Genomic DNA, 23,244 nt, shown 5'->3' on the forward strand with positions numbered 1-23,244 from the left:
TTTTATTTTATGCCGCTTCTTCTGTGCTGACGCCTGTTGCCAAAACAACGATGTCGTGTTCGGTCATCCGCTCGCCGGATACTTCGCCCGCGACCCTGCCCTCACGCATGACGACGATACGGTCGCATATGCCAATCAGTTCAGGCATTTCGGATGAAACAACGATAATCGATTTGCCTTCGTCCGCCAGATTGGCGATGAATTGATAAATCTGCTCTTTTGTACCCACATCGATGCCGCGCGTTGGCTCATCAATGATCACGATAGACGGATTGAGCATCATCATCTTTGCCAGCAGAAGTTTCTGCTGGTTTCCACCGGACAACTGTCCAGCAAGAATATCTTTACGGCCCGTGCGAATATCGAATTCTTTGATCGCATCATCAAGCGCTGCACGCTCTTTTCGCCGGTCTATCTGCAATCCACGCACAAACTTACTGATCGATGCAAGCGTCAGATTGATGCCAAGATCCTTGGCGAGCAACAAACCCTTGCCCTTACGATCTTCGCTCAAATAGGCGATCCCAGCGGAAAGACTTTCATGTGCGTTGCGAAAGTTTACGGACTGCCCCCGATGACGCACTTGTCCCTTACCTGGACGAAGCCCGACAATGCCTTCCATCAGCTCTGTGCGACCTGCTCCGACCAGACCTGCAAAGCCCAGAATTTCTCCCCTGTTCAACGTAAAGCTTGCAGTCTTTACATAGCCAGGAACGCTAAAATCTTCGACTTCCAGCACACGCTCCTGGCCGCGTTGCGCTACACGATCTGGATAAAGCTTCGCAACATCACGACCAACCATAAGACGAGCCATATCGTTCGGTTGAAGCTCTGACGCCATATGAGCTGCCACCAGCGTTCCATCGCGGAGAACCGTGACGCGATCCGAAATCTCTTTCACTTCCGGAAGACGGTGGGAGATATAAAGAACGGCAACACCCTTGGCTCGAATATCGCAGATAACCTTCAGCAGCGCTTCGGTTTCAACAGGTGTCAGCGATGCAGTTGGCTCGTCAAAAATCACCACGCGATGCGGTACGAGTAGCACACGAGCGATCTGCACAAGCTGGCGCTGTGCTATCGACAGGCTCCCCACGATTGCATCGGGGTTAATGTCCGCACCGAGATCACGAATAGCTTTGCGCGCGCCTTCGCGCATCGATTTATCATCAACGACAAGCCCATTAGAAAGTTCTCGTCCCAGATAAATATTTTGTGCAACGGTCAGATCGGGCGCCAGCAGAATTTCCTGATGCACAAGGACAATACCCTGTGCTTCGGCTTCCACCGGATTAGAAAATGCAATCAGCTCGCCATCAATGCGAATTTCGCCACTCGTGGGACGCTCGTTGCCAGCAAGCAGCTTCATCAATGTCGATTTGCCAGCCCCATTTTCGCCGATAATCGCGTGAACTTCGCCGCCATAAATGCTGAGATTGATGTTTTTGAGAACCTGAACCGGGCCGAAAGACTTCGACAATGACACCGCTTCAAGAAGCGGAATAGCATTCTGTTTCACAGCCAAACTCATGCGAACAGACCAAAGACAACGTTGTCGTAGCCAGACGCATTGCGGCTTTTCAGCGCTAGAATATTAGATTGCATGTGAACTCCTCCCAAAGCGTCACATCACAACCTTAGCGTCCGTCCTGAGGTACGTAAAGCAAAATTCTGCCCAACTCAAAAATCATTAGCAACTTAAACAATCAATCATGCTCTAAGATGCAGTCCAGCTTCACAATTGAACTAAAGAGGAATTCTCAAATCACAATTTAGGCTGATATCCCGACTAGGCGGTGAAATTTGACGCCCGAATCCCGGCTGACACATATGCTATTTCGAACGTCAAATTCGAAAAATCCACAAGATACATATACTTCTAGTGGTCCTTGTGATTCCAACATTTGCTCCACCTACGAACCAAGGAATACAAATGTTTGAATCAGATCACTAGCTGATAAGTTGCATTTAATAAGAGGCCGAATCGATGCTCACTATCAACATTCACTCCTGCGAAGTCACAAATGCGGGTGATTGAAAGAGCCTCAGCTATCAAAAAATAATACAATCTTAAATTAGCACATACAGCAAGACACGCGCTTTTTTATATACTATGAAGCAGTACGTCCAAGGCGTGTTGAATTGCGGATACAGACACATGAACTCCCATTTAGCGCAGTCACAGTGGCGCATGCTCGACATGCTGCCAGCCCTCGCTCTTTTTCTTATCGGCCTTGCAGTGCTGGTCTACGCAATGCTTTCTCCGCGCGGAGAAAATGGACAATTTGCTGTCCTCATGCGCCCGTGGGCAGACCCGTCTCAAGTCGCCACACTGCTCAGTGAAGCCGATGCGCAGATCCTTTCCTTCAACGAACGAATGAACGTTGTGGTTGTCCACGCCGATCGCCCTGATGCGGTTGCTGCACTTTATGATGCGGGTGCGTGGCTCGTCTTTGAACCCGCTCAACTTTCCAGCTGTTTCGACCTTGCGGTCACCGGGGCCTAATACATGATCATTGAACTTGACGATATTCGCAGACGCTTTGCGCGCTTTCTGGTTGTTCTGTTCTGGCTGCATGTGCCACTTTTCGCGGCCATCGCCTATGGGACTGGCGCCTCGGTGATTGGGGGAGCGCTGGCGGGCGCATTCCTCGCAGTGAGTTACAACCTGATGTGGTGGCGTGCAGACATCGCACCGGCCACTCGCTTCCTGTCTGCCGTCGCCCTCGTCGCGGAACCTGCCATCCTTCTCTATCTCCTACGCGGCCATATCTGGCAGATGGACATGCATATGTATTTCTTTGCAATGCTGGCTCTGACCATCGGCTGGTGCGACAGCAGAGCAACCATCATTGCAGCCGTTGCAGTAGCGCTTCACCATCTGACGCTTGACTATCTACTGCCTTCACTCGTTTTCCCGACAGGAAGCGATATTCGTCGCGTGATGATCCACGCTGTAATCGTAGCTCTTGAAGCCGCTGTTCTGGTGTGGTTCTCAGACATGCTCGTCGCCTGCGTCAACAGCATCAGCAAAATGCGCGACGAAATCATGGCCAAGAATGCCGAGATCGAAACACGCTCAGCGCAGGTCGAGCAAGCCTATAAGGCCAAGGGCATGTTTCTGGCGAATATGAGCCACGAAATCCGCACGCCGCTCAATGCGATTCTGGGTTTCTGTCATCTGATGCTTCGCACTGACATGACCGAGCGCCAGCGCGATTACCTAACCAAAATCAACGGGGCCAGCGGTTCGCTGCTTCGCCTGATCAATGACATTCTTGATTTCTCCAAAAATGATGCCGGCAAGCTGACGCTGGAAAACCGCCCTTTCGAGTTACGCGCACTCTTTGATCGCAAGCTGCAAATCACCAGCGCTGACGCCCGCGCCAAAAACGTGACGATGAATCTGCATATTGATCAAGGCGTGCCAGAGCGGCTTGTCGGCGATGAAATGCGTCTGGGCCAAGTCTTGCTCAACCTCATGAGTAATGCCATCAAGTTCAGCGAAAATGGGTCGGTTACACTCCGTATCGGCGGTAAACCGACGGAGAGTGGCGATTACCGTTTGCAGATAGCCGTTGCCGATACCGGTATTGGTATGACAGCGGATCAGCAATCCAAGCTCTTCAGCTCCTTCTCGCAGGCCGACAGTTCGACTACTCGGCGCTTTGGCGGAACAGGCCTTGGGCTGGTCATTAGTAAACAGATTGCCGAACAGATGGGCGGCGACATCACAGTATTGAGCACGCCGGGCAAAGGCAGTGTCTTCACCGTGACAACAACGCTCGGCAATGTGGATCGCGCGCATTCGATCATCGAACGCCCACAGGCACATATTCAAAAACTGCGTGTTCTTGTGGCCGACGATAATCCGGCCTCCCGCGAAATTCTGCAGAGCATTTTCGCTGACTGGTCGATGACAGCAGACCTTGTAGCGTCGGGTAATGAAGTTATCGGTGCTTTGGAAACCGCTTTCCAGCGCGGAAATCCTTATGATGTACTGCTACTGGACTGGAAAATGCCAGGCATGGACGGCATGGAAACCGTCAGCAGCTTGTACGCCAATGCGAAGCTTACAAAGCTACCGGAAATTGTACTTATCACAGCCTATGGCAGCGATGAATTCAAGGCTAAGGCTACACGCGCTGGCATCGCAGCCTATCTGCCGAAACCGATTGAATCGCAGCAGATCCTGCAAACATTGAACGCGCTCTTCCCATTATCCAGAGATGAGAGCGAAGCAGTAAGGGATTCTGAACTCATTGCAGAACCACTGCGCGGCGCTCATGTGCTGCTCGTGGAAGACAATGCGATCAATCGAGAGATTGCTTATCAGCTCCTCAGTGATGCGGGTCTCGATATTGATATTGCCGAAAACGGACGCATTGCCTGTGAAAGTGTTGCGCGATCTGGTGCCCTCTATTCCGCGATACTCATGGACGTGCAGATGCCGGAGATGGACGGTCTTGAAGCAACCCGCCATATTCGTCGCGACTGGACGGTAGAAGCGTTACCGATTATTGCGCTGACCGCTCACGCTTATGAGGAAGAGCGTCGTAGATGTGCCGAAGCGGGCATGAATGATCACGTTGCAAAGCCAATTGATCCAAGTGTTCTGATCGGTACTTTAGAGCGCTGGATGAAGCCGCGGCAGGCTAACACGACATCGGAACAACCAGCGGAAAAGAAAGCTGAAGGCATTTCAACCGACTTGCCGGAACGTCTCCCACCTTTCGATCTCAAGCGCGCGCTCGTGCGTGTGAATGGAAAGCAGGCTCTTCTCCGTCGTCTCATCATCGGCTTCCATGACGACTTTGCAAATGTTATCGAGACGATAATGGATCAGATTGCCAAGGGCGATCTGACAGGCGCTCGGCGTCTTGCCCACACGCTGAAAGGCGTTGCTGCATCGCTGGAGCTTCCTGAAGTATCGCGCATTTCAGCAGAAGTCGAATTGGCGATTGCCAATGAACAGCTGGTGGGACTGGAGCCAACGCTTTCGGCGCTTAACTCGGCCATGAAGCCCGCTTTGAAGGCTGCAGCCAGCCTGAAGGAGCAGAAGGCCGCGCTCGTTCAGCATTCAGACGTGAACGCGCAGGCGGCCGATGTTGCGGCCGCAGTCGCGGCACTACGGGACCACCTGACACGTCGTAGTATGCGTGCTCGCAGCAGTTTCGACGCCTTGTTGCAGCTGCTCGGCACCGTCGCAGACGAAGGACCAAGAGGCGAGGCATTGCGCGATGCGAAAACTGCATTGGACAAGCTCGATTATGAGACGGCGTTACGCAATCTCAATTTAGCCTTCACTGAAGAAACTTCATCTATAGACGGATGAGTGATGCCGCTGGCTCAACCAGCAGCAGATTTAGAACCAGAAGCAAACTTCGGTTTGCCGTGCGCTAAAGACTCCTGGAGTAGAATTAATGCCTAATCGTGCAACCGTACTGATCGTTGATGATGAAGTATCGAACATCGAGATCATGAATGCGGTGCTGGAAGATCACTACGAAATCTGCTTCGCCACGTCAGGTGAGCAGGCGCTCGAGGTAGCACGCACGGTGCTGCCGGACATCATCTTGCTGGATGTCATGATGCCGGGCGTCGATGGTTATGAGGTCTGCGTGCGCCTGAAGAATGATCGTCTGCTAGCGGACGTGCCGGTTATCTTCACAACCGGCCTCGATGATCAGGAAGCAGAGGTTCGTGGCCTTTCGCTGGGTGCTATCGATTATGTGACAAAGCCGATCAATCCAGTGGTTCTGCGTGCGCGCGTTTCCAACCATATTGAGCTGAAGCGTTTGCGCGACCAACTCGCACAGATGGCTGTCACGGATGCCCTGACCGGGCTTAGCAACCGCCGTCAGCTTGAAGTAATCCTGACCGCTGAAATCTCGCGGCTCGCACCTGCAGGTGCCTGGCTTTCGGTGATTATGCTGGACATCGACTTCTTCAAACTCTTCAACGATACTTACGGCCATCCCGAAGGCGACCGCTGTATAGCTATGGTTGCGGCTGCTCTTACCCGTGCAGTGCACAAGGTTTCGGGGATGACTGCACGTTACGGTGGGGAAGAGTTTGCTTGTGTGCTCCCAGGTGCTGATCCTGAAATGGCCTTGGCAACAGCCCACGAAATCCAGTTTCAGATCCAGTCACTCAACATTCCGCATCCTGGCTCAGCTGTCAGCACAAAGGTCACAGTCAGCATGGGGGTCGCCTCAGCTCGCACTCATCCCGATATGGGTGGCGCGCTTTGGCTGCAACATGCTGATCATCAGCTCTATACGAGCAAGAAGAGCGGTAGAAACCAGATTGCCAAAACTGAATTTTCGGCGGCTTAGAGTGCATCCCGAAAAGTGTGAAACGGTTTTCGGATAAAGATGCGCGTCCTAGTGTAAATCGAGATGCGCTTTGAGCGGCATGTCATCGTGGATGGATACAGTCTGCCGCTCAATCATACGGTGCACTAACGGGGGCGTTGCCCCTTTATGCAGCGCCAGAAGTCTTTCTGACACTTCGGCATCTGACTGCGTGCGTCGCTGATTGTGGCGCACATATTCCACCCATGTCGGAACGTGATAACTCTCCGTCCAGGTTTCAGGGTTTTCGAGATCGCGCAGCAAAGCCCATTGTCGCGCGCCGTCGCGAATGCGAATGCGTCGTCTCAATGCCATTGCAGCCAGAAAAGCCGGCACGTCTTCCTGAGCGATCTTATAGTCGACCATGATCATGATCGGGCCGCTGCGTGATCGAAGATCAAGCCGCAGCTTGGGTTCGCTGAAACGATTAAGCGGATCGAGATTGAGCGATTCAAATTCCGGCTGTGGTAATAAAAACCCGACAAGCGCTCCGAACAGCAAAACTCCCGCTGCAGCCATCAAGGCACCGGGCACACCAAACTCGTCAGCCACCGCCCCCCAAAGCCAGCTGCCTGCTGCCATGCCACCAAACGTAGCAGTCTGATAAAGAGCCAGTGCGCGACCAACTACCCAGCGAGGGGTCGATAGCTGAACCGTCACATTGAAAAGCGAAAGAGCTAAAACCCAGGACAGACCAGCCGGAAGTAAGAAAATACAGCTCATCCATATGCTGCGACTGACCGAAAGCAAAAGACAGCTGACCGCGAAGGCAGCAAAGGCGCTGCGGACCAGCCATTCATTACCGAGCAATTCGCGCAGACGAGCACTTGAAAGCGCGCCACCAATGGCACCAATGCCGAAAAAGCCGAGCATGATGCCATAGGTAAGTGCGGTCCCCTGAACGAGATCACGCGCCACAAGCGGCAAAAGCGCAAGAATCACAATCGCAGACAAACCGAATAGAAAGCCGCGAAACATGACTTTCAAAAGATTGGGCGACATGGAGACGTAACGCAGCCCTGCTACCATCGCCGGGCCGAGTGCTTCACGCGGCAAGGTGGATTTTGCTATCTGTGGCTGCCAGCGCCAGAGCGCGAGGATGAGCGCGCAATAGCTGAATGCATTGAAGATAAAGGCAAAAGCAGCACCGGCGACTGCAACGATCGCACCGCCAATGGCCGGTCCGATGCTGCGCATCAAATTGAAGCTCATGGAATTGAGCGCAACGGCGGCAGGCAGATCGGTTCGCGGGACAATATCGCCCATCGAAGCTTGCCATGACGGATTGTGCAAAGCGCCACCGCAGCCGATGAGGAAGGTAAACCCAAGCAGCATCCATGGCGTAAGGATGCCAAGATAGGCGGACACCGCAAGCACGACAGAAACCAGAAGAAGCAAAACCTGCGCGGTCAACATGATGCGGCGGCGGTCGAAATTATCGGCAAGCGCGCCAGCCGCAACCGAGAAAATCATCACAGGCAGCGTTGTAGAGGCCTGAACCAGCGCGACCATATCATCGGAGCGCGCAATGGTAGCCATCATCCAGCCCGCGCCGACTGTTTGCACGAGACCGCCAAGATTTGAAAATAGTGTCGCAGACCAGAGCGCGCGAAAAGTTCCGTATTGGAACGGCGCCAGGGGGGAATTTCTTTGCGGCATTCGGACGAACCTCCATCCTCATCCGTTACTCTAGGCGATACGCGAATCGCACCCAGGTAACAAGCGCGTTCCGCCGAGCGCGACGGGACGACACACTCAAGCGATTGAAACGGCTTGAAGATAATGAATGCGGACACTCCCACTTTCTGGTGGAATAAGGTAAACAGGCTTATTCCTTCATAAAAAACGCGTTCAAGATGACACAGTTTTCCCGCTCTTCACTGTTTGGACTTGCCTTTGTTTGCCTCTCGGTTGGCTTCACCGGCACTTCGCTTGCGCAAAGCACACTGCTGCAACTCACACCCGATACGGATGTCGAAGCGCATGTCGCAAAGACAGATAGAGGCTATGTGATCGTGCAACCTGATGGTTCAGAGCTTGTGATGATCGATGCCGAGTGGGCTAAAAATTTTGAAGGTGAACCCAGCTTCACTGTCGCTGACTATAATTTTGACGGCTTTCCCGATGTCGCAATTGGCGCAACAACCAGCGACAGTCCGGATACTGGCTTCGGCATCTTTCTCTATGACGCTGACAGAAAATCCTACGCATCGCTTAATCTCCCGGAAGAATTCAACGATCGACTCAACTGCAGTGGATTGTGGAATGTCGAGCTGATTGAAAGCCAGAACGCCATCAAAAGCAGCTGCTATTTTGAGGGCGACGACGATAGGCGTGTCGATATCGTTCAGATTGATCCGGATGGTTCGCCTCATTTGCTGGAACAATCGCGCGCGAAAGAAGAAGCCTGGCACTGGCCTTACATCGACAAACCGGCCCGCATGATAACCTATGATCGGGAAGGCAACGTCACGCTGGAAACAATCGCAGCCCAGGATGACACCGAGAATAGCTGGACTGTTCCGGTCACCAAGCTGGAAATATATAGCAAACCCGATCCACAGACCCGCACGCCTGCTTATCTTCTGGAAGGCGAAACCGTCCGCATTTTGGCATTCAGTGGCGATTTCATGAAATTTGCTCGTGAGGGCAGCACCGGCATGTCTCAAGGCTGGATCTCGCTCACGCAAGCCTATGATCTTGTTGCCCGCTACGACACCGATGGCACCAAGCCACAAATGGCCTCTCTTGCCCTTTCCGACTATAAAGACACCGCGGAAAACCCTGACTACTATCGCAACCTATTCACGCTGACCGTGAAAAACACCGGCGATACGGATATGGAACTCACCAACGCAGAACTGTTTCTTTTGTTCAATGGCGACAACGGCACGCGCGTCGCGCACAAGCTCTATGACATTTCAGGCCCGACGCTTAAACCCGGCGAAAGCCACATGATCGACGATAATCCGATTGAGCAACGAGACGGAAAATATGTGATTTACCACAGTGAAGACGGTCAGGATTCCTATCCGCTGTTTTTCCCGGCAAATCTGCCCGATGGCAAATACCGCGTCATCCCAATCATAACAGATCCGGCCCTCAGCGGTTTCATCTATGCTGAGAACGAAATCGAACTCGAATATCCGCCAAAGCTCGATGCAAGTCTGATCAAGAATTAAGCGACCTGCCCAGCACTCCAGCCGGACGACCATGCCCATTGGAAGTTGTAGCCACCAAGCCAGCCGGTGACATCGACCACTTCGCCTATGAAATAGAGGCCGGGAACGTTCTTTGCTTCCATCGTTTTAGAATCAAGATCGCGCGTATCGACACCGCCCAAAGTGACCTCAGCCGTGCGATAGCCTTCTGATCCTGCCGGTTTCACACGCCAGTCATTGACCGCAGCAGCGGCGCGGCGCAACACGGCATCTGACAGGTCAGCGAGATTGCTCGCTGGAAAATCTGCGGCAATAAGCTGGGCCAACTTTTTGGGTATGACATAGGAAAGTGCGGTTTGTAGAGCCTGCTTACCATTTTTGGACCGCTGTTCGCGCAGCGCTTCAAACAGATCGGTCTGCGGCAGCATGGAAATGACAATTTCATCCCCTTCACGCCAATAAGAGGAGATCTGCAGAATAGACGGGCCACTGATGCCGCGATGCGTGAACAGCATTGCCTCTGCAAAATTCGTCTTTTTGCACGAAACAACTGCATCAACGGCAACACCTGCAAGCGGCTTTAGCCGTTCGAGGAGATGCGGTTCAAATGTCAGAGGCACCAGACCGGGACGTGTCTCGACCATACGAAGACCAAAGCGCGTGGCAATCTCGTAGCCAAAGCCGGTCGCTCCCATCTTCGGGATCGACTTGCCACCGCTAGCAATAACCAGCGATTTCGCTGAAACTGTGCCGCCCGAATGGCGAATAACAAAACCGCGCTCGGTCTTCTCGACATTCTCAATTGCTGTTTCAAGCTGCAAACGCGCGCCGTAGCGATGCATCTCATCAAGCAACATATCGATGATCTGTGTTGCCGAACCATCGCAGAAAAGCTGCCCAAGCGTCTTTTCGTGATAGGCAATCCGATAACGCTCAACGAGTTTGATGAAGTCGCGCTGGGTATAGCGGCTCAGTGCGGAAATGCAGAAGTGTTTGTTCTGCGACAGAAAGTTCTTCGGGCTTGCATGGATATTGGTGAAGTTGCAGCGGCCACCGCCCGAGATACGGATTTTGTCACCCGGCTTTTTCGCATGATCCAGCACCAGCACAGAACGCCCGCGCTTCGCGGCTTCAATCGCGCACATCATGCCAGCAGCGCCAGCGCCTATCACCAAAACATCGACGCTCTGCAACATTCAACTCCGGGTCAATTCTTCGCGGCACCATATTGTTGTATATCGCAAGCGCAAGACGTGTTTTGGAGTTTTTAAACGTCTGGGAGTTAGAAAGAGTATAAAGTTGGACCATTTTCAAGGAAGCGGGGGCAGAATTTGAAAGCTTCGGTCTCTTCAATGCCGGATAACCAATCTGGAAGATCCCGTTTTATAAGCGGCCCGATCTTCTGGATGGTGCTCATTCTTGCCTTGCTTGTCGTCCTTTTGGTCCTGCCGCTAGTTGTGCCAATCGGCCCAATGTATTGGGACACCTATATCTATCTCGATGCAGCGCGGCGGATAGACACCGGGCAAATTCCGTCGGTTGATTTCTTCACCCCTGCAGGGCCACTCGGGTACTATCTGTTCGCCTGGGGACTGAACGTGTTTTCCTACGCACAGCCAATGCTGCTCGCGCAATGGTCGACACTCATAGTCGCAGCACCATTGATGGCTGTCGTTCTTGCCGATGTCGATCGTCAAAGCCGATCCACCGCTTTCGCATTGCTGATCCCGTTTCTGATTTTCGCCATCTCTCCGGCAAACGCTCAGTTTGAAACATCTTTTCCGGGTCTCGACGGCTTCGGCATTTATAACCGGCAAGTGTGTCTGCTGCTTTATGTGCTGGCCGCCGGGCTTATTTTCATGCCCAACGGTAGAAAGCTTGCACTGTTATGTGCCGCGACGATGCTTTGCCTGTTCCTGACAAAGATCACTGGTTTTCTCGTTGGAGGGCTTTTCGGATTTACAGCCCTTCTTGCCGGGCGGATCTCAATAAGTAACGTGCTGATCGCCATTATCGCAGCCCTTCTGGTGCTCGCCGGACTGGAACTCAATGGCCATATGATATCCGCCTATCTCGCAGATATCGGCCAATTGCTCGTGCTAAACGAAGCAGCGTTGCTGCCACGTTTTCTCACCGTCATATCCGGCAAGCTCGATGTTATTCTGCCAGCAGGCGTTCTGGTTCTTGTGCTGTTCTGGCTCGAAACACGCCACAACATTACGCCAACCCGCTTTTTCGATCGCGGCTCAGTTTGGCTCGCAATCACCGTTGTCGGCGGGGTTTTTGTCGAAACACAAAACACGGGCAGTCAGGAATTCATTTTTCTGTGGCCAGTTCTGCTGATGATCTGGCAACGCATCAAGCCGTTGAGCGACAATAAAATCAAGATGACTGTGCTGATCCTTACAGCTTTCATCGCGGTTCCCACGGTCAGCAAGGTTGAGCATAAGGTGTTGCGCGCAATTGCTGTCGCCCCAACCTATGTTCAGCTGCCCGTTACCGAGCTGAAAAACATGGCTCAGGTTTCAACCAGAGCCGATATGATGGAGCGGGCGAAACTCCTGCCGCAGCATTATGCGGATTATTCTGCACCTTATGAGGCACTGGCACAGCAAGGACAACTGCCAAGCTGGCGGCTTTATTCCGAGCTCGACTATCAGATTTACTGGCTTATCTCGGTTGATGAAGCGGTCAAGGCGCTCAAAAAATTCGAGAAAGAAAACAGCATCCAGTTAAAAACGCTGATGACACTCGACTTCACCGATCCGTTTCCGTGGCTCCTCAACCGAGAAGCCACCCGGAAAATCCAGATCGGTGCTGACCCTTTCCGCACCGTCGGAGCAATGACACCGGAGACAAAGGCCGCAGTTGAAGCAACTGATGGGATATTGCGGCCTAAGTGCCCGATGACGACATCTCGCCTTGCCTTACAGGAAATCTATGCCGATGCACTCAAAGATCGCGATGTGGTTGCGCTCGACCCTTGCTGGGATTTATTGCTACGCCCCGGCATACTTAAACAATAAAAAAGCCGGGATTTACCCGGCTTTTCTCTTTACTTGATCTGCGCTTTTACGAAGTCCTTGACGATGCCGACAATGCCGCGTCCAAGAATTTCATCAAGCGCTGTGATGAACTCATCAACATGCGCGCGTCCACAAATCAGTGGTGGCTCAAGGCGGATCACGTTGCGATTATATTCGGTGAAAGCCACCAGTACGCCGTGATCACGCAGCAGATGACTGCCGATAAAGCCCGGCAACGAGCCTTTCAGCTTGTCATCAAGCATCGCCAACACAGGACGAAGTACCATTGGCATTGCGTTGGAGAAGTCATGGAACTCCAGCCCAACCATCATGCCCTTGCCGCGCACTTCCTTGATGAGTTTAGGATAACGTGCGTGCAGCTCATTCAGGCGCTCCAGCAGATAATCGCCGGTTTCCGCCGAGTTATCGATGAGATGCTCGTCGTAAAGCACGTTGATCGTCTCGATCGAGGTGATGCAGGCTTCACCAATGCCGCCAAAAGTTGCCATTGCATGGATCATCGCCGTCTTCGGCGTACCATAGGCTTTCATATAGACGTCGCGCTTGGCAATCATCGCGGCCATAGCCGTCTTGCCGCCACCCAGCGACTTGGCAAGGGCAGTAACATCCGGAATGACGCCGTAATGTTCAAAGGCATAGAACTTTCCGGTACGGCCAAAGCCGCACTGCACTTCATCGGCAACCCAGATCACACCATACTGGTCACAGAGCTGGCGCAGCTTCTGCCAGAATGCGGTATCGGCCTGAATAATGCCGCCGCCGCCTTGAACGGTTTCAAGCACGATGACGCCAATTTCAGGGTCTGAGCGTAACGCATTCTCGATTGACTCAATATCGCCGAACGGTACGCGCACCGTATTGTCGACCAGCTTGAACTCACCACGATAAAGCCCGCCATCGGTGATCGACAGCACACCCTTGGTTTTGCCGTGGAAAGAATTTTCGGCATAGACGATCTTCGGCTTCTTCGGCCCTGCAGCACGTTCTGCAACCTTGATCGCAGCTTCCATAGCTTCCGAGCCGGACGAGCCCAAGAACACCATATCAAGATCGCCCGGCGAGCAGGCTGCAATGTCATAGGCAAGGGCCGCCGCATATTGCGACATGAAAGCGATGGCGATTTCATGCCGCATTTCTTCCTGAAACTTGCGGCGGGCTTCCAGAATACGCGGATGATTGTGCCCTAGTGCCAGAGACCCGAAGCCACCGAAGAAATCGAGAATCTTGCGACCATTCTGGTCATAATAATACATGCCTTCGGCACGCTCGATTTTCACCTTGTGAAAGCCAAGCAGCTTCATGAAATGAAGCTGTCCCGGATTAAGGTGTCCAGTGAAAAGCTCTGTCATGCGTGGCAGGTCAAGCGCCTTGGCGTCTTCAACCGTCAAAAGCTTCGGCTTGGGCGTGGTATTTGTTATTACTTGATTGGTCATGGCCTGTCCTCACGCTGCCTTCGATGCAAGTTTTTTGTGATATTCGCTATAGGCTGCGATCAGCATGTCTTCATCGCGATATTGCGGCACCCAGCCGAGTTCCCGCTCGCCTTTCGACACATCGAGAACGCACATTTCGTCAGCAATCAGATATTGCTCTGGGTCCATCAAAGGCTTGTTAAGCCAGTCAAGGAAATCCAGCGTGCGCTTAACCGCCCAGGCTGGTGTCGGCACCAGAATGGACTTCGAGCCTGCGTGTTTGACCAGATCGCCGAGCAATTTGCGTACTGGCGGCGGATTGAGCGAGCCTAAATTATAAACCTCGTTCGGCACGCCTGCCTTGAAAGCAGCATAGCAAGCAGACGCACAGTCGAACACGGAAATGAACTGATAGGGATTTTTGCCAGAACCGATCATCGGCACCGGCAGGTTGTTATCGATCAGCTTGAACAGCTTTTCCAGAATGCCAAGGCGTCCGGGTCCGATAATCAGGCGCGGACGGAACAGCGAAATGTTCATCCCTTTCTTGCGCCATTCTGCAGCCAATTCCTCGGTCTTTAGCTTCGACAGGCCATACTCGCCCAGCGGATTGCATGGGTGGTCTTCCTTCTGCGGCCAGACATAAGTGTGGCCATAAACCATGTCAGTGGTGAAATGCACGAGGCGCTTTGCACCAGCCTCGTCCATTGCCTTGATGATATTTTCCGTACCGTAATAGTTGACCGGAAAGAAGAAATCGTGACGCTTGGCCCGCACTTGAAGCGGCGAAAGCATTTTGGCCGAGAGATTATAGATCATATCGTCGGCGCGAAGCCCAAGCTTGCGGATTGCTTCCGGGTCGGTCACATCCGTATGCACGAAAGTTGCTTGCGCATAATGCGCGAGATCGCTTTTCACGATGTCTGCGACGATCACTTCATGCCCGTCAGCGAGAAGCATGGGAGCCAGATAACGCCCCACAAAGCCATCGCCACCGAAAATAATATGTCTCATAATCCTGCCCCAACCTTAAATTTATGATGCTGAACGGTCTTGAACCGCCACGTTCTGTTCGGCATTCGGCGTCTTGCCGCTCTGCGCGATCAGCACTGTTCCAATGCAAATGAAGGCGATGCCCGCAATCTTATACGCGCCCAGTTCTTCCTTGAACAAAAGCCATGCGAAAACTGCCACAGCGACATAGGCAAGACTCAAAAAAGGATAGGCAAAAGACAAATCGACTTTTGAGAGCACGTACATATGTGATGCCATGGAAATCACGAACATGGTCAAACCAGCGAAAACCCACGGATTAAAGACAATCTGAAAGATCCGGTAAATCAACGTATCCGCTGTATAGCTGGCATTACTGAACGTCATCATGCCGTATTTGAGCAGTAACTGTGCTGCCGCATTGGTCATGACCGTGAAGAGAATGAATGGGATATATTTCATCGTCTGTCCCGTGGTTAATTTTTTAATGCGGTACGCCGCCAGAAATCGGAGCAGAACCGCGCATCGCGCATGTCTTCAAGCTGCTGCCACTCTGGAAAGCCTGCCTTGAATGTTTCAGCACTCATGCGCTGATCCTTGTATGGATTAACGCGCCCGCCTGCCTCAACGGTCATTTTGTCAAGCTGGTCCAGCAGATCAAGAGTCTTGCGACCGCGATTGGGAAAATCCATCGTAAGCGTATAACCGGGCTTTGGAAATGACAGCAGCCCCGGAGAATGCAGATCGCCGAAACGCTTGAGAACTGTCAGAAAAGAGGACTGTCCGGCATCACGACTTGCTGTCAGCATTGCCGGGATGGCCTTCTCAGCCGCCTCAAAAGGTAGGACGCTCTGATGCTGATATAACCCGGCTGGGCCATAAAAGCGGTTCCAATTGCGCAAACCATCCAGCGGATAGAAGAAGCTCGCAAAGCCTGTCAGATGCGGCTCCTGCTTGCGGCGTTTTGCATGAAAATAGAGAGTGTTGAATGCCGTCAGGCTCAGCTTATTGAGCATCGAAAATGGCAGATCGAACGGGACACCGAACCGCGCCCCACCACTGTTCACGCTACGGTTGCCATTGATCGCGTGATGCCCGGTCATCAAAACACCGCGCCCTTCCGAGCGACCAGTTGCCAGTTGATCCACCCAGGCCACTGCATATTCATTGTCGCGGTCGGCTTCTTCCGCAATTGCGAAATACTCAGACAGGCTTTTAAACGGTGTGATGCGTTCTTCTACATCCAGCGACCCAACCGGCATCAGACGGATACGAGCATTGAGGATAAGCCCTGTCAGACCCATACCACCAATCGTTGCCGCGAAGAGCTCGGCGTTTTCAGCGCTTGAGCAAATGTAATGCACACCATCAGAACGAAGCAGCTCCAGGCTCTCGACGTGGCTTCCGAATGTTCCGCGCAAATGGTGGTTCTTGCCGTGTACGTCATTGGCGATTGCGCCGCCAAGCGTCACAAAGCGCGTACCGGGCGTTACCGGCAGAAAATAGCCGTATTTGGCAACTGCCTGGATAATTTCGCTCAACAGCGCGCCGGATTCCGCTTCCAGAATTCCGGTATGCGGGTCAAAACTGACAATCCGATTGTGCGCCCCCATCGGCACAAGCAAACCCGCATCATTATGGCAGCTGTCGCCATAAGACCTTCCATTGCCGAAAGCCAGCAGCGTTTCTGGGCCTTCCAGTTTGGAAAATACATCGTCGAACGCAATCGCGTTGCGCTTGCCGCGATCAATGCGTCCAAAGCTGTCGAAAGACTGTTCCATTACCGCATTCCGGCTACGAACAGAAGGACTGCACCAATGGCGATCACCACCTGACTGCGCCAGTCATTGGCGAGAAACACAACAGGATCGTCGTCCATTTCCTTGCGATGCGCCAAAATCCACACGCGGATGATGATATAGAGCACGATCGGAACAAGCGGCCAGATAAGCCATGGATAAGTGTATAGCTGCTGGACTGCGGAACTGTTGATATAAAGCGCCAAAACCACGACGGCCGTAAAGCCGGAGGCCACGCCACTTTGCCCGACAATATCAATATCCTCAGGGCGATAACCGCGGCCAGCAATGCGGTCTTTTTCCGTCGCCGTCGAGTTTTGTAGCTCGACATAGCGTTTGACCAGCGCAAGTGACAGAAAGAAGAACATGGCAAATGCCATCAGCCAGAATGACTGCGGAATATCTGTCGCCGTTGTCCCCCCCAATAGTCGCAGTGTATAAAGCGCCGCAAGGCAGATTACGTCGACCAGCAACATCCGCTTGAGCGCTAATGAGTAAGCAGTCGTTGCGATCAGGTAAAGGCCTATGACCAGTGCAAACTCAGGCGGCAAGAAGAAGCATGTCGCAGCTGCTATCAACAGCAGCAAAGCCGAAACCTTAAGCCCAAACGGGATACTGAGCGTCCCGCTAGCAAAGGGGCGTAATTTCTTACGAGCGTGCTGACGGTCTAGCGGCAGATCAATGATATCATTGAGAATATAGATCGCAGAGGCCGCAGCGGAAAATGCGGTGAAAGCCAGAATCGAAGACAGCAATACATCAGGGTAAAAGATTGTATGGGCAAGGATTGCGGGCACAAACACCAGCAGGTTCTTTAGCCACTGATGGACACGCAACATTTTCAGATAGGGTTTGATACCCTTGGAATTATTTTCAAACAGTCGGCTGCCATTGGCTTTCTGAAAGCGCGAGGCTGAGCGGTCGGGAGCCACGACAACCGCCTCACGTGCTGCCGCAAAGACCGCGAGATCCGCGCGGTCGTTGCCGGCGTAGTCAAAGCCTTTCGGACCATAGTTCTCGTTCAGCGCCTTTGCCTTACGATGCGATGACAGGTTGGTCTTCCCGCTCGTCGCAAGCACTGCTTCGAAAATGCCGAGTTCCGCCGCCACCGCTTGGGCAAGAGGTTCTGCTGCAGCTGTCGCCAGCACGAGCCTGCGGCCACGCATATGCTCCTGACGTAGATAATCCAGAAAATCCCGACGATAAGGTAACAAACCCGCATCCATTGAAATGCGGCTCGCAATCTGCTGCTTCAAGTTGGCCTTGCCAGACAGCAACCAGATTGGAAACAAAAACAGAAACAAAGGGTTCCGCTTCAAAAGAATGAAAGCGCTTTCCCATAGAAGATCTGTCGCGACCAGTGTTCCGTCGAGGTCTACGGCCAAAGGCACTTCCTGGCTTTTTAGCCGCTCATCCATTTTTAGTCATTATCCTCAAACCCGCCCCGGCAACTCTCGTCAGCCAAGCCCCCTTGGCAACGAATAAAACGAGAGCACAAATGAACAATGATTAGTCTTCGCTACAATCGATAATTGTTATTCATGGGCTTGTCTCTACCAAACTGCCCTTTAAGCAATCGCTACGAGTTTTGGTTAATAAACACGTCATCCTACATAATTGCTGGTCTAACTTGTCATCGCGTAATATAAGGCATCGATTATTTTCCGTTATGATCTGCGCTCATTGCACGGACGCCTCAGGTTTAGAGCCGACTATGAATATTGAATCTGCCTTGAATGACGGTGCCAGTGTCTTTGAGTTGGCGCCAATTTCCCTGTGGCTTGAGGACTATAGCGGATTGCGAGCGCAGTTCGAGCAATGGCGCAAACTCGGCGTTACGGATTTCAGAGCGTTTCTTTACGAAGACACGACCCGCTTGCGCATCTGCACAAGTCTCATCCGTGTTCTAAAGGTCAATCGAAAAACCCTATCGCTTTACGAAGCACGCGATGTCAATCACTTGATCGAAAATCTGGAGCGTGTTTTCCGTGACGATATGCTCGATCCGCATATCGAAGAAATGGTTCAGCTCTGGAATGGCGACAATGCCTTCACCAGCGATACAGTGAATTATTCACTCAGTGGTAAACGTCTCGACATTCAGCTGAAAGGCGTGGTTCTGCCGGGCCATGAGGATAGCTGGGACCGGGTTCTGCTTTCGATTGAAGATGTGACGGCACGCGAAGAAGCACGACGCGAGCAATATAAGCATAAGCAACACGCCGAAGGCTTGTTCGAACATTCACCCGTCTCGCTTTGGGTTGAGGATTTCAGCCGCATAAAGCAATTGATGAATGACATTCGAGAGCGTGGCATTGTCGATTTCCGCGTTTTCACCGACGTCCATCCGGAGTTTGTGCGTCAATGCATGAGTGAAATCCGGGTTCTGGATATTAATCGGGAAACACTGGATCTGTTTCTCGCACCCGACAAACAAACCCTGCTCAAAAATCTGCCTAACGTCTTCAAAGACGATATGGAGACAAATTTCCGCGAGCAACTGATCGATCTCTGGAATGGTGTATATTTTCAGCGCCGCGAAGTGGTCAATTATGCGCTTGATGGCACCGAGCGCCACCTCTTGCTGCAGTTCTCGGTGCTACCCGGCCACGAAGACGATTGGTCGCTGGTTCAGGTTGCGCTTGCTGACATTACGGCGCGCAAAAAGGCCGAAGCCTATCTCGAATATCTCGGCAAGCATGATGTGCTGACCAAGCTGCATAACCGTGCATTCTATGTTGATGAATTGAACCGACTTGAGCGCAAGGGCCATACGCCCGTTTCCATCATCATTATCGATCTCAACGGTTTGAAAGCAGCCAATGACCAGCTCGGTCACGCCAGCGGCGACGGCTTGCTGCGGCGCATCGGCGAAGTGCTTAATGAAGCGGTGAATCTGCCCGGCCATGCTGCCCGTATCGGCGGCGACGAATTCGCAGTCGTGCTGCCTTATGTGGATGAGCGCGGTGCAGATGCTGTCATGGAAGACATCCGCCGGTTGGTCGACATCAACAATCAGTATTATTCGCAGCTCAAAATTGAGCTCTCGATGGGCGCCGCTACCAGTATGCAAGGCGAAAAACTGGAAACTGTTGCGAAGCGGGCTGACCTGCTGATGTATGAAGACAAGCGCAAGCACTATTCGGCAGAAGCACTTCGGAAGTCACAGCTCTCTTAGAGCGCATCGCGCTCTAATTTTTACTTTACGCGCATCTTTGCCCGAAAACCGTTTCACACTTTTCGGGATGCGCCCTGATCAATCGTCAAATTTGATGATCGTCTTGCCGCGCGTAAGATCGGTGGCAAGCTGCGCCAGCTCACTTTGAACTGCGAGCGGCATCGCGCCGGTGATTTCGACACCGGTTGCCGTGAAATTTTCATTCGCAATCGTCACATGCTCGACAGCTGTAAGTCGCGCTTTCAAAAGCGCATGGTCGGAAAAATCGCAGGCAAGCGAAAAGCCGATTAACGGGATCACTTCGGTCTTGTCCGCCTGACGCAGACACATGGCAGCCGTGCCGCCATATGCACGCATCAATCCGCCACTGCCCAGCAAAATGCCTCCGAACCAGCGCGTGACCACAACCACGATATTATCGAGCTGCTGCCCGTCTATTGCCTGCAGAATGGGCTTGCCTGCCGTGCCGCTCGGTTCGCCATCGTCGCTGAAGCGATAGTTCTGCCCGATACGCCATGCCCAGCAATTGTGATTGGCAGCGGGATCGGAATGCTCAGCCAGAAAATCTTTTGCTGCCTGTTCATTGGCCACAGGAGCGGCCACACCCAAAAAGCGGCTCTTTTTTATCTCCTGCGTGAGGATTTCAATGCGGCTGATGGTGAACATGGCTACCCTGTAAGCAATATTCTGGGGGCCTAGCATTTTACGTTGCGGATGACGACCCCTTATGGCTCCGTTAGCATTGCGCCCGATTAACGTTGGGTATAAGGCAATGAAAAATGAGCCTGCGTCCCGCCCGCCGCTCACCCTGCCAAAATATGAAAGGTCCGCCGATGTTCGATTTGATTGTGAGAAACGCCAATCTTCCCGACGGACGTGAAAAGCAGGACATTCTGGTCAAGGACGGCAAGATTGCCGATATTGTGCCATCCAAGGGTGAACATCAGGCCGCCAAGGAAATCGACGCTTCTGATCGTCTCGTCACACCGCCTTTCGTCGACCCTCATTTCCATATGGATGCGACCCTGTCGCTCGGCCTGCCACGCTTAAACCGCTCGGGCACGCTACTGGAAGGCATTGCGCTTTGGGGCGAATTAAAGCCAATGCTGACGGTGAAAGCCATGGTCGAGCGTGCCTTGCGTTATTGCGATCTGGCCGTAAGCCAAGGCCTGCTTGCCATTCGCAGCCATGTCGATGTCAGCGATCCGCGCCTTCTCACGGCTGAGGCTATGATCGAAGTCCGCGAAAAGGTGAAACCTTATATCGACCTCCAGCTCGTGGCGTTTCCGCAGGATGGCTATTATCGTTCGCCCGGCGCTGTCGATCTCGTCAACCGTTCGCTCGATATGGGCCTTGATGTCGTAGGCGGCATTCCGCATTTCGAACGCACCATGTCGGATGGTGCGGCCTCGCTTGAAGAGCTCTGCCGCATTGCAGCGGAGCGTGGACTGCCCGTTGACATCCACTGCGACGAGACCGACGATCCAATGTCGCGCCATGTTGAGACACTGGCTGCACAAACGATGCGTTTTGGTTTGCAGGGCCGTGTATCTGGCTCGCATCTCACCTCCATGCACTCAATGGACAATTATTACGTTTCCAAGCTCATTCCGCTCATTGCGGAAGCTCAGATGAACGCAATTCCAAACCCGCTGATCAACATCACCCTGCAGGGCCGTGCCGACACCTACCCGAAGCGTCGCGGCATGACCCGCGTGCCTGAACTGATGGCAGCTGGCGTCAACGTGGCCTTTGGCCATGACTGTGTGATGGACCCTTGGTATTCGATGGGTTCAGGTGACATGCTCGAAGTAGGCCACATGGCCGTTCATGTCGCACAGATGACGTCGATTGAAGGGAAGAAGCAGGTCTTCAACTCTCTCACTGTTAATTCGGCAAAGGCACTTGGCCTTGAAGGCTATGGCCTTGAAAAAGGTTGCAATGCAGATTTCGTGGTCCTTCAGGCACGCGACCCGCTGGAAGCTCTGCGTCTCAAGGCAAACCGTCTGACAGTTGTGAAACACGGCAAGATCATCGCTGAAACTCCGCAGCGTGTCAGCGCACTCAACCTTGAAGGTCGTCCTTCATCAGTCGACGGTTCCGACTATGCACCACAAGGATGATATACCCACAAAGATACGACGAAAAACCAGTGCCTCTTTTTCAATCGCCTGATAAAAGCGCTTGAATTAACGGCAGATTCGTCTGAAATACGTGACGTTGTTCATAAGTCTCGAGAAAAGAGGCAGAGCAATCAGTCGCGCATAATTGCACGTCTACACATCACCCAAGAGGGGTTCCCATGACTACAACGTCCAAACTCACACGCCGCAGCGTTCTTGCAATGTCTGCGGCATTCGGCGTAACAGCAATTTCAACCCGCGTTTTTGCAGCAGATGAGAAACTGAAAGTCGCAGGCATTCACGCGTCACCAGTTGAAAACGCATGGAATTCGCGCCTTCATGAAGCACTCAAGCAGGCACATGACGAAGGCGTCATCGAATATGTCTTCTCAGAAGGCGTTTCTGCCAGCGATTATCCACGCGCCATGCGCGAATATGCCGAACAAGGCATCAAGCTGATCGTCGGCGAATCCTATGCTGTCGAACGTGAAGCACGCCAGGTTGCAGGCGACTATCCGCAGACGACATTCATCATGGGCTCTTCCGGCAAGCCACAGGGCGACAATTTCGGCGTCTTCGGCACCTGGAATTTTGAAGCCGCATATCTTGCAGGTATGCTCGCAGGCGGCATGAGCAAGTCGGGCACTTTTGGCTCGGTTGGCGCTGTGCCAATTCCGGAAGTCAACATGCTCATCAATGCTTTCCAGGATGGCGTTAAAGAAACCCGCCCGGATGCAAAGTTCAATGCTTCATTCATCGGCACATTCTTTGATCCACCAAAGGCCCGTGAAGCTGGTCTTGCCCAGATCGACGCCGGTGCAGATATCCTGTTTGGCGAGCGTATCGGTACGGCAGACGCGGCCAAGGAACGCGGCATCAAGGCAATCGGTTCGCTGATCGATTACACGCCACGCTACCCGGACACCGTCTTCGCCAATGCGATGTGGTATTTCCGCCCGATCCTCAATGCAGCCATTGCTGACGTTAAGGCAGGAACGCCGACCGGCAAGGATTACACGCCATTCAGCCTGATGAAGGAAGGCGGCAACGACATCGTTTATGTCAAGGGCTCAGCACCAGCAGAAGTCGAAGCCAAAATGGAAGCACGTCGCGCCGAGATCAAGGCTGGCACTTTCAAGATCGAGCCAAATCCGGCTGAACCTAAGTAATCGATT

Annotated in this window: 17 protein-coding genes; 8 read left to right on the top strand and 9 right to left on the bottom strand. The window is 52.8% G+C overall.

Annotation, left to right across the window (positions count from 1 at the left end; translation table 11 throughout):
- Positions 1 to 7: 7 nt before the first annotated feature.
- Complete coding sequence (locus RT142_RS17560; RefSeq protein WP_313030283.1) at positions 8 to 1,531, bottom strand: sugar ABC transporter ATP-binding protein; 1,524 nt, start codon at positions 1,529 to 1,531, stop codon at positions 8 to 10.
- A gap of 627 nt (positions 1,532 to 2,158) precedes the next feature.
- On the opposite strand from RT142_RS17560, the gene RT142_RS17565 reads away from it, so the two are divergent.
- From RT142_RS17565 to RT142_RS17575, 3 genes are all read left to right on the top strand, one after another.
- A complete protein-coding gene (locus RT142_RS17565; RefSeq protein ID WP_007877815.1) occupies positions 2,159 to 2,506 on the top strand; it encodes a hypothetical protein in 348 nt (115 codons plus the stop codon).
- Positions 2,507 to 2,509: 3 nt separating this feature from the next.
- Positions 2,510 to 5,335 carry a response regulator gene (locus tag RT142_RS17570; RefSeq protein ID WP_313030285.1) on the top strand — a complete coding sequence of 942 codons (2,826 nt, stop codon included), beginning with the start codon at positions 2,510 to 2,512 and terminating at the stop codon, positions 5,333 to 5,335.
- 88 nt (positions 5,336 to 5,423) lie between these two features.
- On the top strand, positions 5,424 to 6,338 hold the full coding sequence (locus RT142_RS17575) for a diguanylate cyclase (protein ID WP_007877812.1): 915 nt from the start codon (positions 5,424 to 5,426) through the stop codon (positions 6,336 to 6,338).
- A 48-nt stretch (positions 6,339 to 6,386) separates the two neighbouring features.
- Here the strand turns inward: RT142_RS17575 and RT142_RS17580 are convergent, their stop codons facing one another.
- Positions 6,387 to 8,015 (bottom strand): MFS transporter, encoded by a 1,629-nt coding sequence (locus RT142_RS17580; RefSeq protein ID WP_105519992.1) that lies wholly within the window; start codon positions 8,013 to 8,015, stop codon positions 6,387 to 6,389.
- 197 nt (positions 8,016 to 8,212) lie between these two features.
- On the opposite strand from RT142_RS17580, the gene RT142_RS17585 reads away from it, so the two are divergent.
- Positions 8,213 to 9,538 carry a hypothetical protein gene (locus tag RT142_RS17585; RefSeq protein ID WP_313030288.1) on the top strand — a complete coding sequence of 442 codons (1,326 nt, stop codon included), beginning with the start codon at positions 8,213 to 8,215 and terminating at the stop codon, positions 9,536 to 9,538.
- On the opposite strand, the gene RT142_RS17590 is transcribed toward RT142_RS17585, so the two are convergent.
- Positions 9,535 to 10,710, bottom strand: coding sequence for an NAD(P)/FAD-dependent oxidoreductase (locus RT142_RS17590; protein WP_313030340.1), 1,176 nt, complete (start codon positions 10,708 to 10,710; stop codon positions 9,535 to 9,537). The genes RT142_RS17585 and RT142_RS17590 overlap by 4 nt on opposite strands.
- Positions 10,711 to 10,869: 159 nt before the next feature.
- Between RT142_RS17590 and RT142_RS17595 the strand changes: the two genes are divergently transcribed.
- Positions 10,870 to 12,543, top strand: coding sequence for a hypothetical protein (locus tag RT142_RS17595; protein ID WP_409558589.1), 1,674 nt, complete (start codon positions 10,870 to 10,872; stop codon positions 12,541 to 12,543).
- A 29-nt stretch (positions 12,544 to 12,572) separates the two neighbouring features.
- Here RT142_RS17595 and RT142_RS17600 read toward each other — a convergent pair whose 3' ends face one another.
- From RT142_RS17600 to RT142_RS17620, 5 genes are read right to left on the bottom strand one after another with little or no spacing between them, the layout of a single operon-like run.
- Positions 12,573 to 13,997 (bottom strand): aspartate aminotransferase family protein, encoded by a 1,425-nt coding sequence (locus tag RT142_RS17600; protein WP_313030291.1) that lies wholly within the window; start codon positions 13,995 to 13,997, stop codon positions 12,573 to 12,575.
- 9 nt (positions 13,998 to 14,006) lie between these two features.
- Complete coding sequence (locus tag RT142_RS17605) at positions 14,007 to 14,990, bottom strand: NAD-dependent epimerase/dehydratase family protein (RefSeq protein WP_113159774.1); 984 nt, start codon at positions 14,988 to 14,990, stop codon at positions 14,007 to 14,009.
- 21 nt (positions 14,991 to 15,011) lie between these two features.
- Entirely contained in the window at positions 15,012 to 15,431 is a 420-nt protein-coding gene (locus RT142_RS17610; protein WP_064321219.1) for an EamA family transporter, read from the bottom strand.
- 14 nt (positions 15,432 to 15,445) lie between these two features.
- Positions 15,446 to 16,750, bottom strand: coding sequence for an FAD-dependent oxidoreductase (locus tag RT142_RS17615; RefSeq protein ID WP_113159773.1), 1,305 nt, complete (start codon positions 16,748 to 16,750; stop codon positions 15,446 to 15,448).
- Positions 16,750 to 18,186, bottom strand: a complete 1,437-nt coding sequence (locus tag RT142_RS17620) for a UbiA family prenyltransferase (RefSeq protein ID WP_113159772.1) — start codon at positions 18,184 to 18,186, stop codon at positions 16,750 to 16,752. Before RT142_RS17620 ends, RT142_RS17615 begins: the two co-directional genes overlap by 1 nt.
- 296 nt (positions 18,187 to 18,482) lie before the next feature.
- Between RT142_RS17620 and RT142_RS17625 the strand changes: the two genes are divergently transcribed.
- On the top strand, positions 18,483 to 19,946 hold the full coding sequence (locus tag RT142_RS17625) for a GGDEF domain-containing protein (protein WP_064321222.1): 1,464 nt from the start codon (positions 18,483 to 18,485) through the stop codon (positions 19,944 to 19,946).
- Positions 19,947 to 20,024: 78 nt separating this feature from the next.
- On the opposite strand, the gene RT142_RS17630 is transcribed toward RT142_RS17625, so the two are convergent.
- A complete protein-coding gene (locus RT142_RS17630) occupies positions 20,025 to 20,612 on the bottom strand; it encodes an IMPACT family protein (RefSeq protein WP_064321223.1) in 588 nt (195 codons plus the stop codon).
- A gap of 167 nt (positions 20,613 to 20,779) precedes the next feature.
- Here RT142_RS17630 and RT142_RS17635 point away from each other — a divergent pair, with 167 nt between their 5' ends.
- Both RT142_RS17635 and RT142_RS17640 read left to right on the top strand, forming a co-directional pair.
- On the top strand, positions 20,780 to 22,069 hold the full coding sequence (locus RT142_RS17635; RefSeq protein WP_313030295.1) for an amidohydrolase family protein: 1,290 nt from the start codon (positions 20,780 to 20,782) through the stop codon (positions 22,067 to 22,069).
- Positions 22,070 to 22,248: 179 nt separating this feature from the next.
- Positions 22,249 to 23,238: a BMP family protein gene (locus tag RT142_RS17640; RefSeq protein WP_007877792.1), complete on the top strand. Its 990-nt coding sequence runs from the start codon at positions 22,249 to 22,251 to the stop codon at positions 23,236 to 23,238.
- Positions 23,239 to 23,244 lie beyond the last annotated feature (6 nt).

This window comes from Brucella sp., assembly GCF_032066345.1.
GTDB classification, from domain to species: Bacteria; Pseudomonadota; Alphaproteobacteria; order Rhizobiales; family Rhizobiaceae; genus Brucella; species Brucella pseudogrignonensis.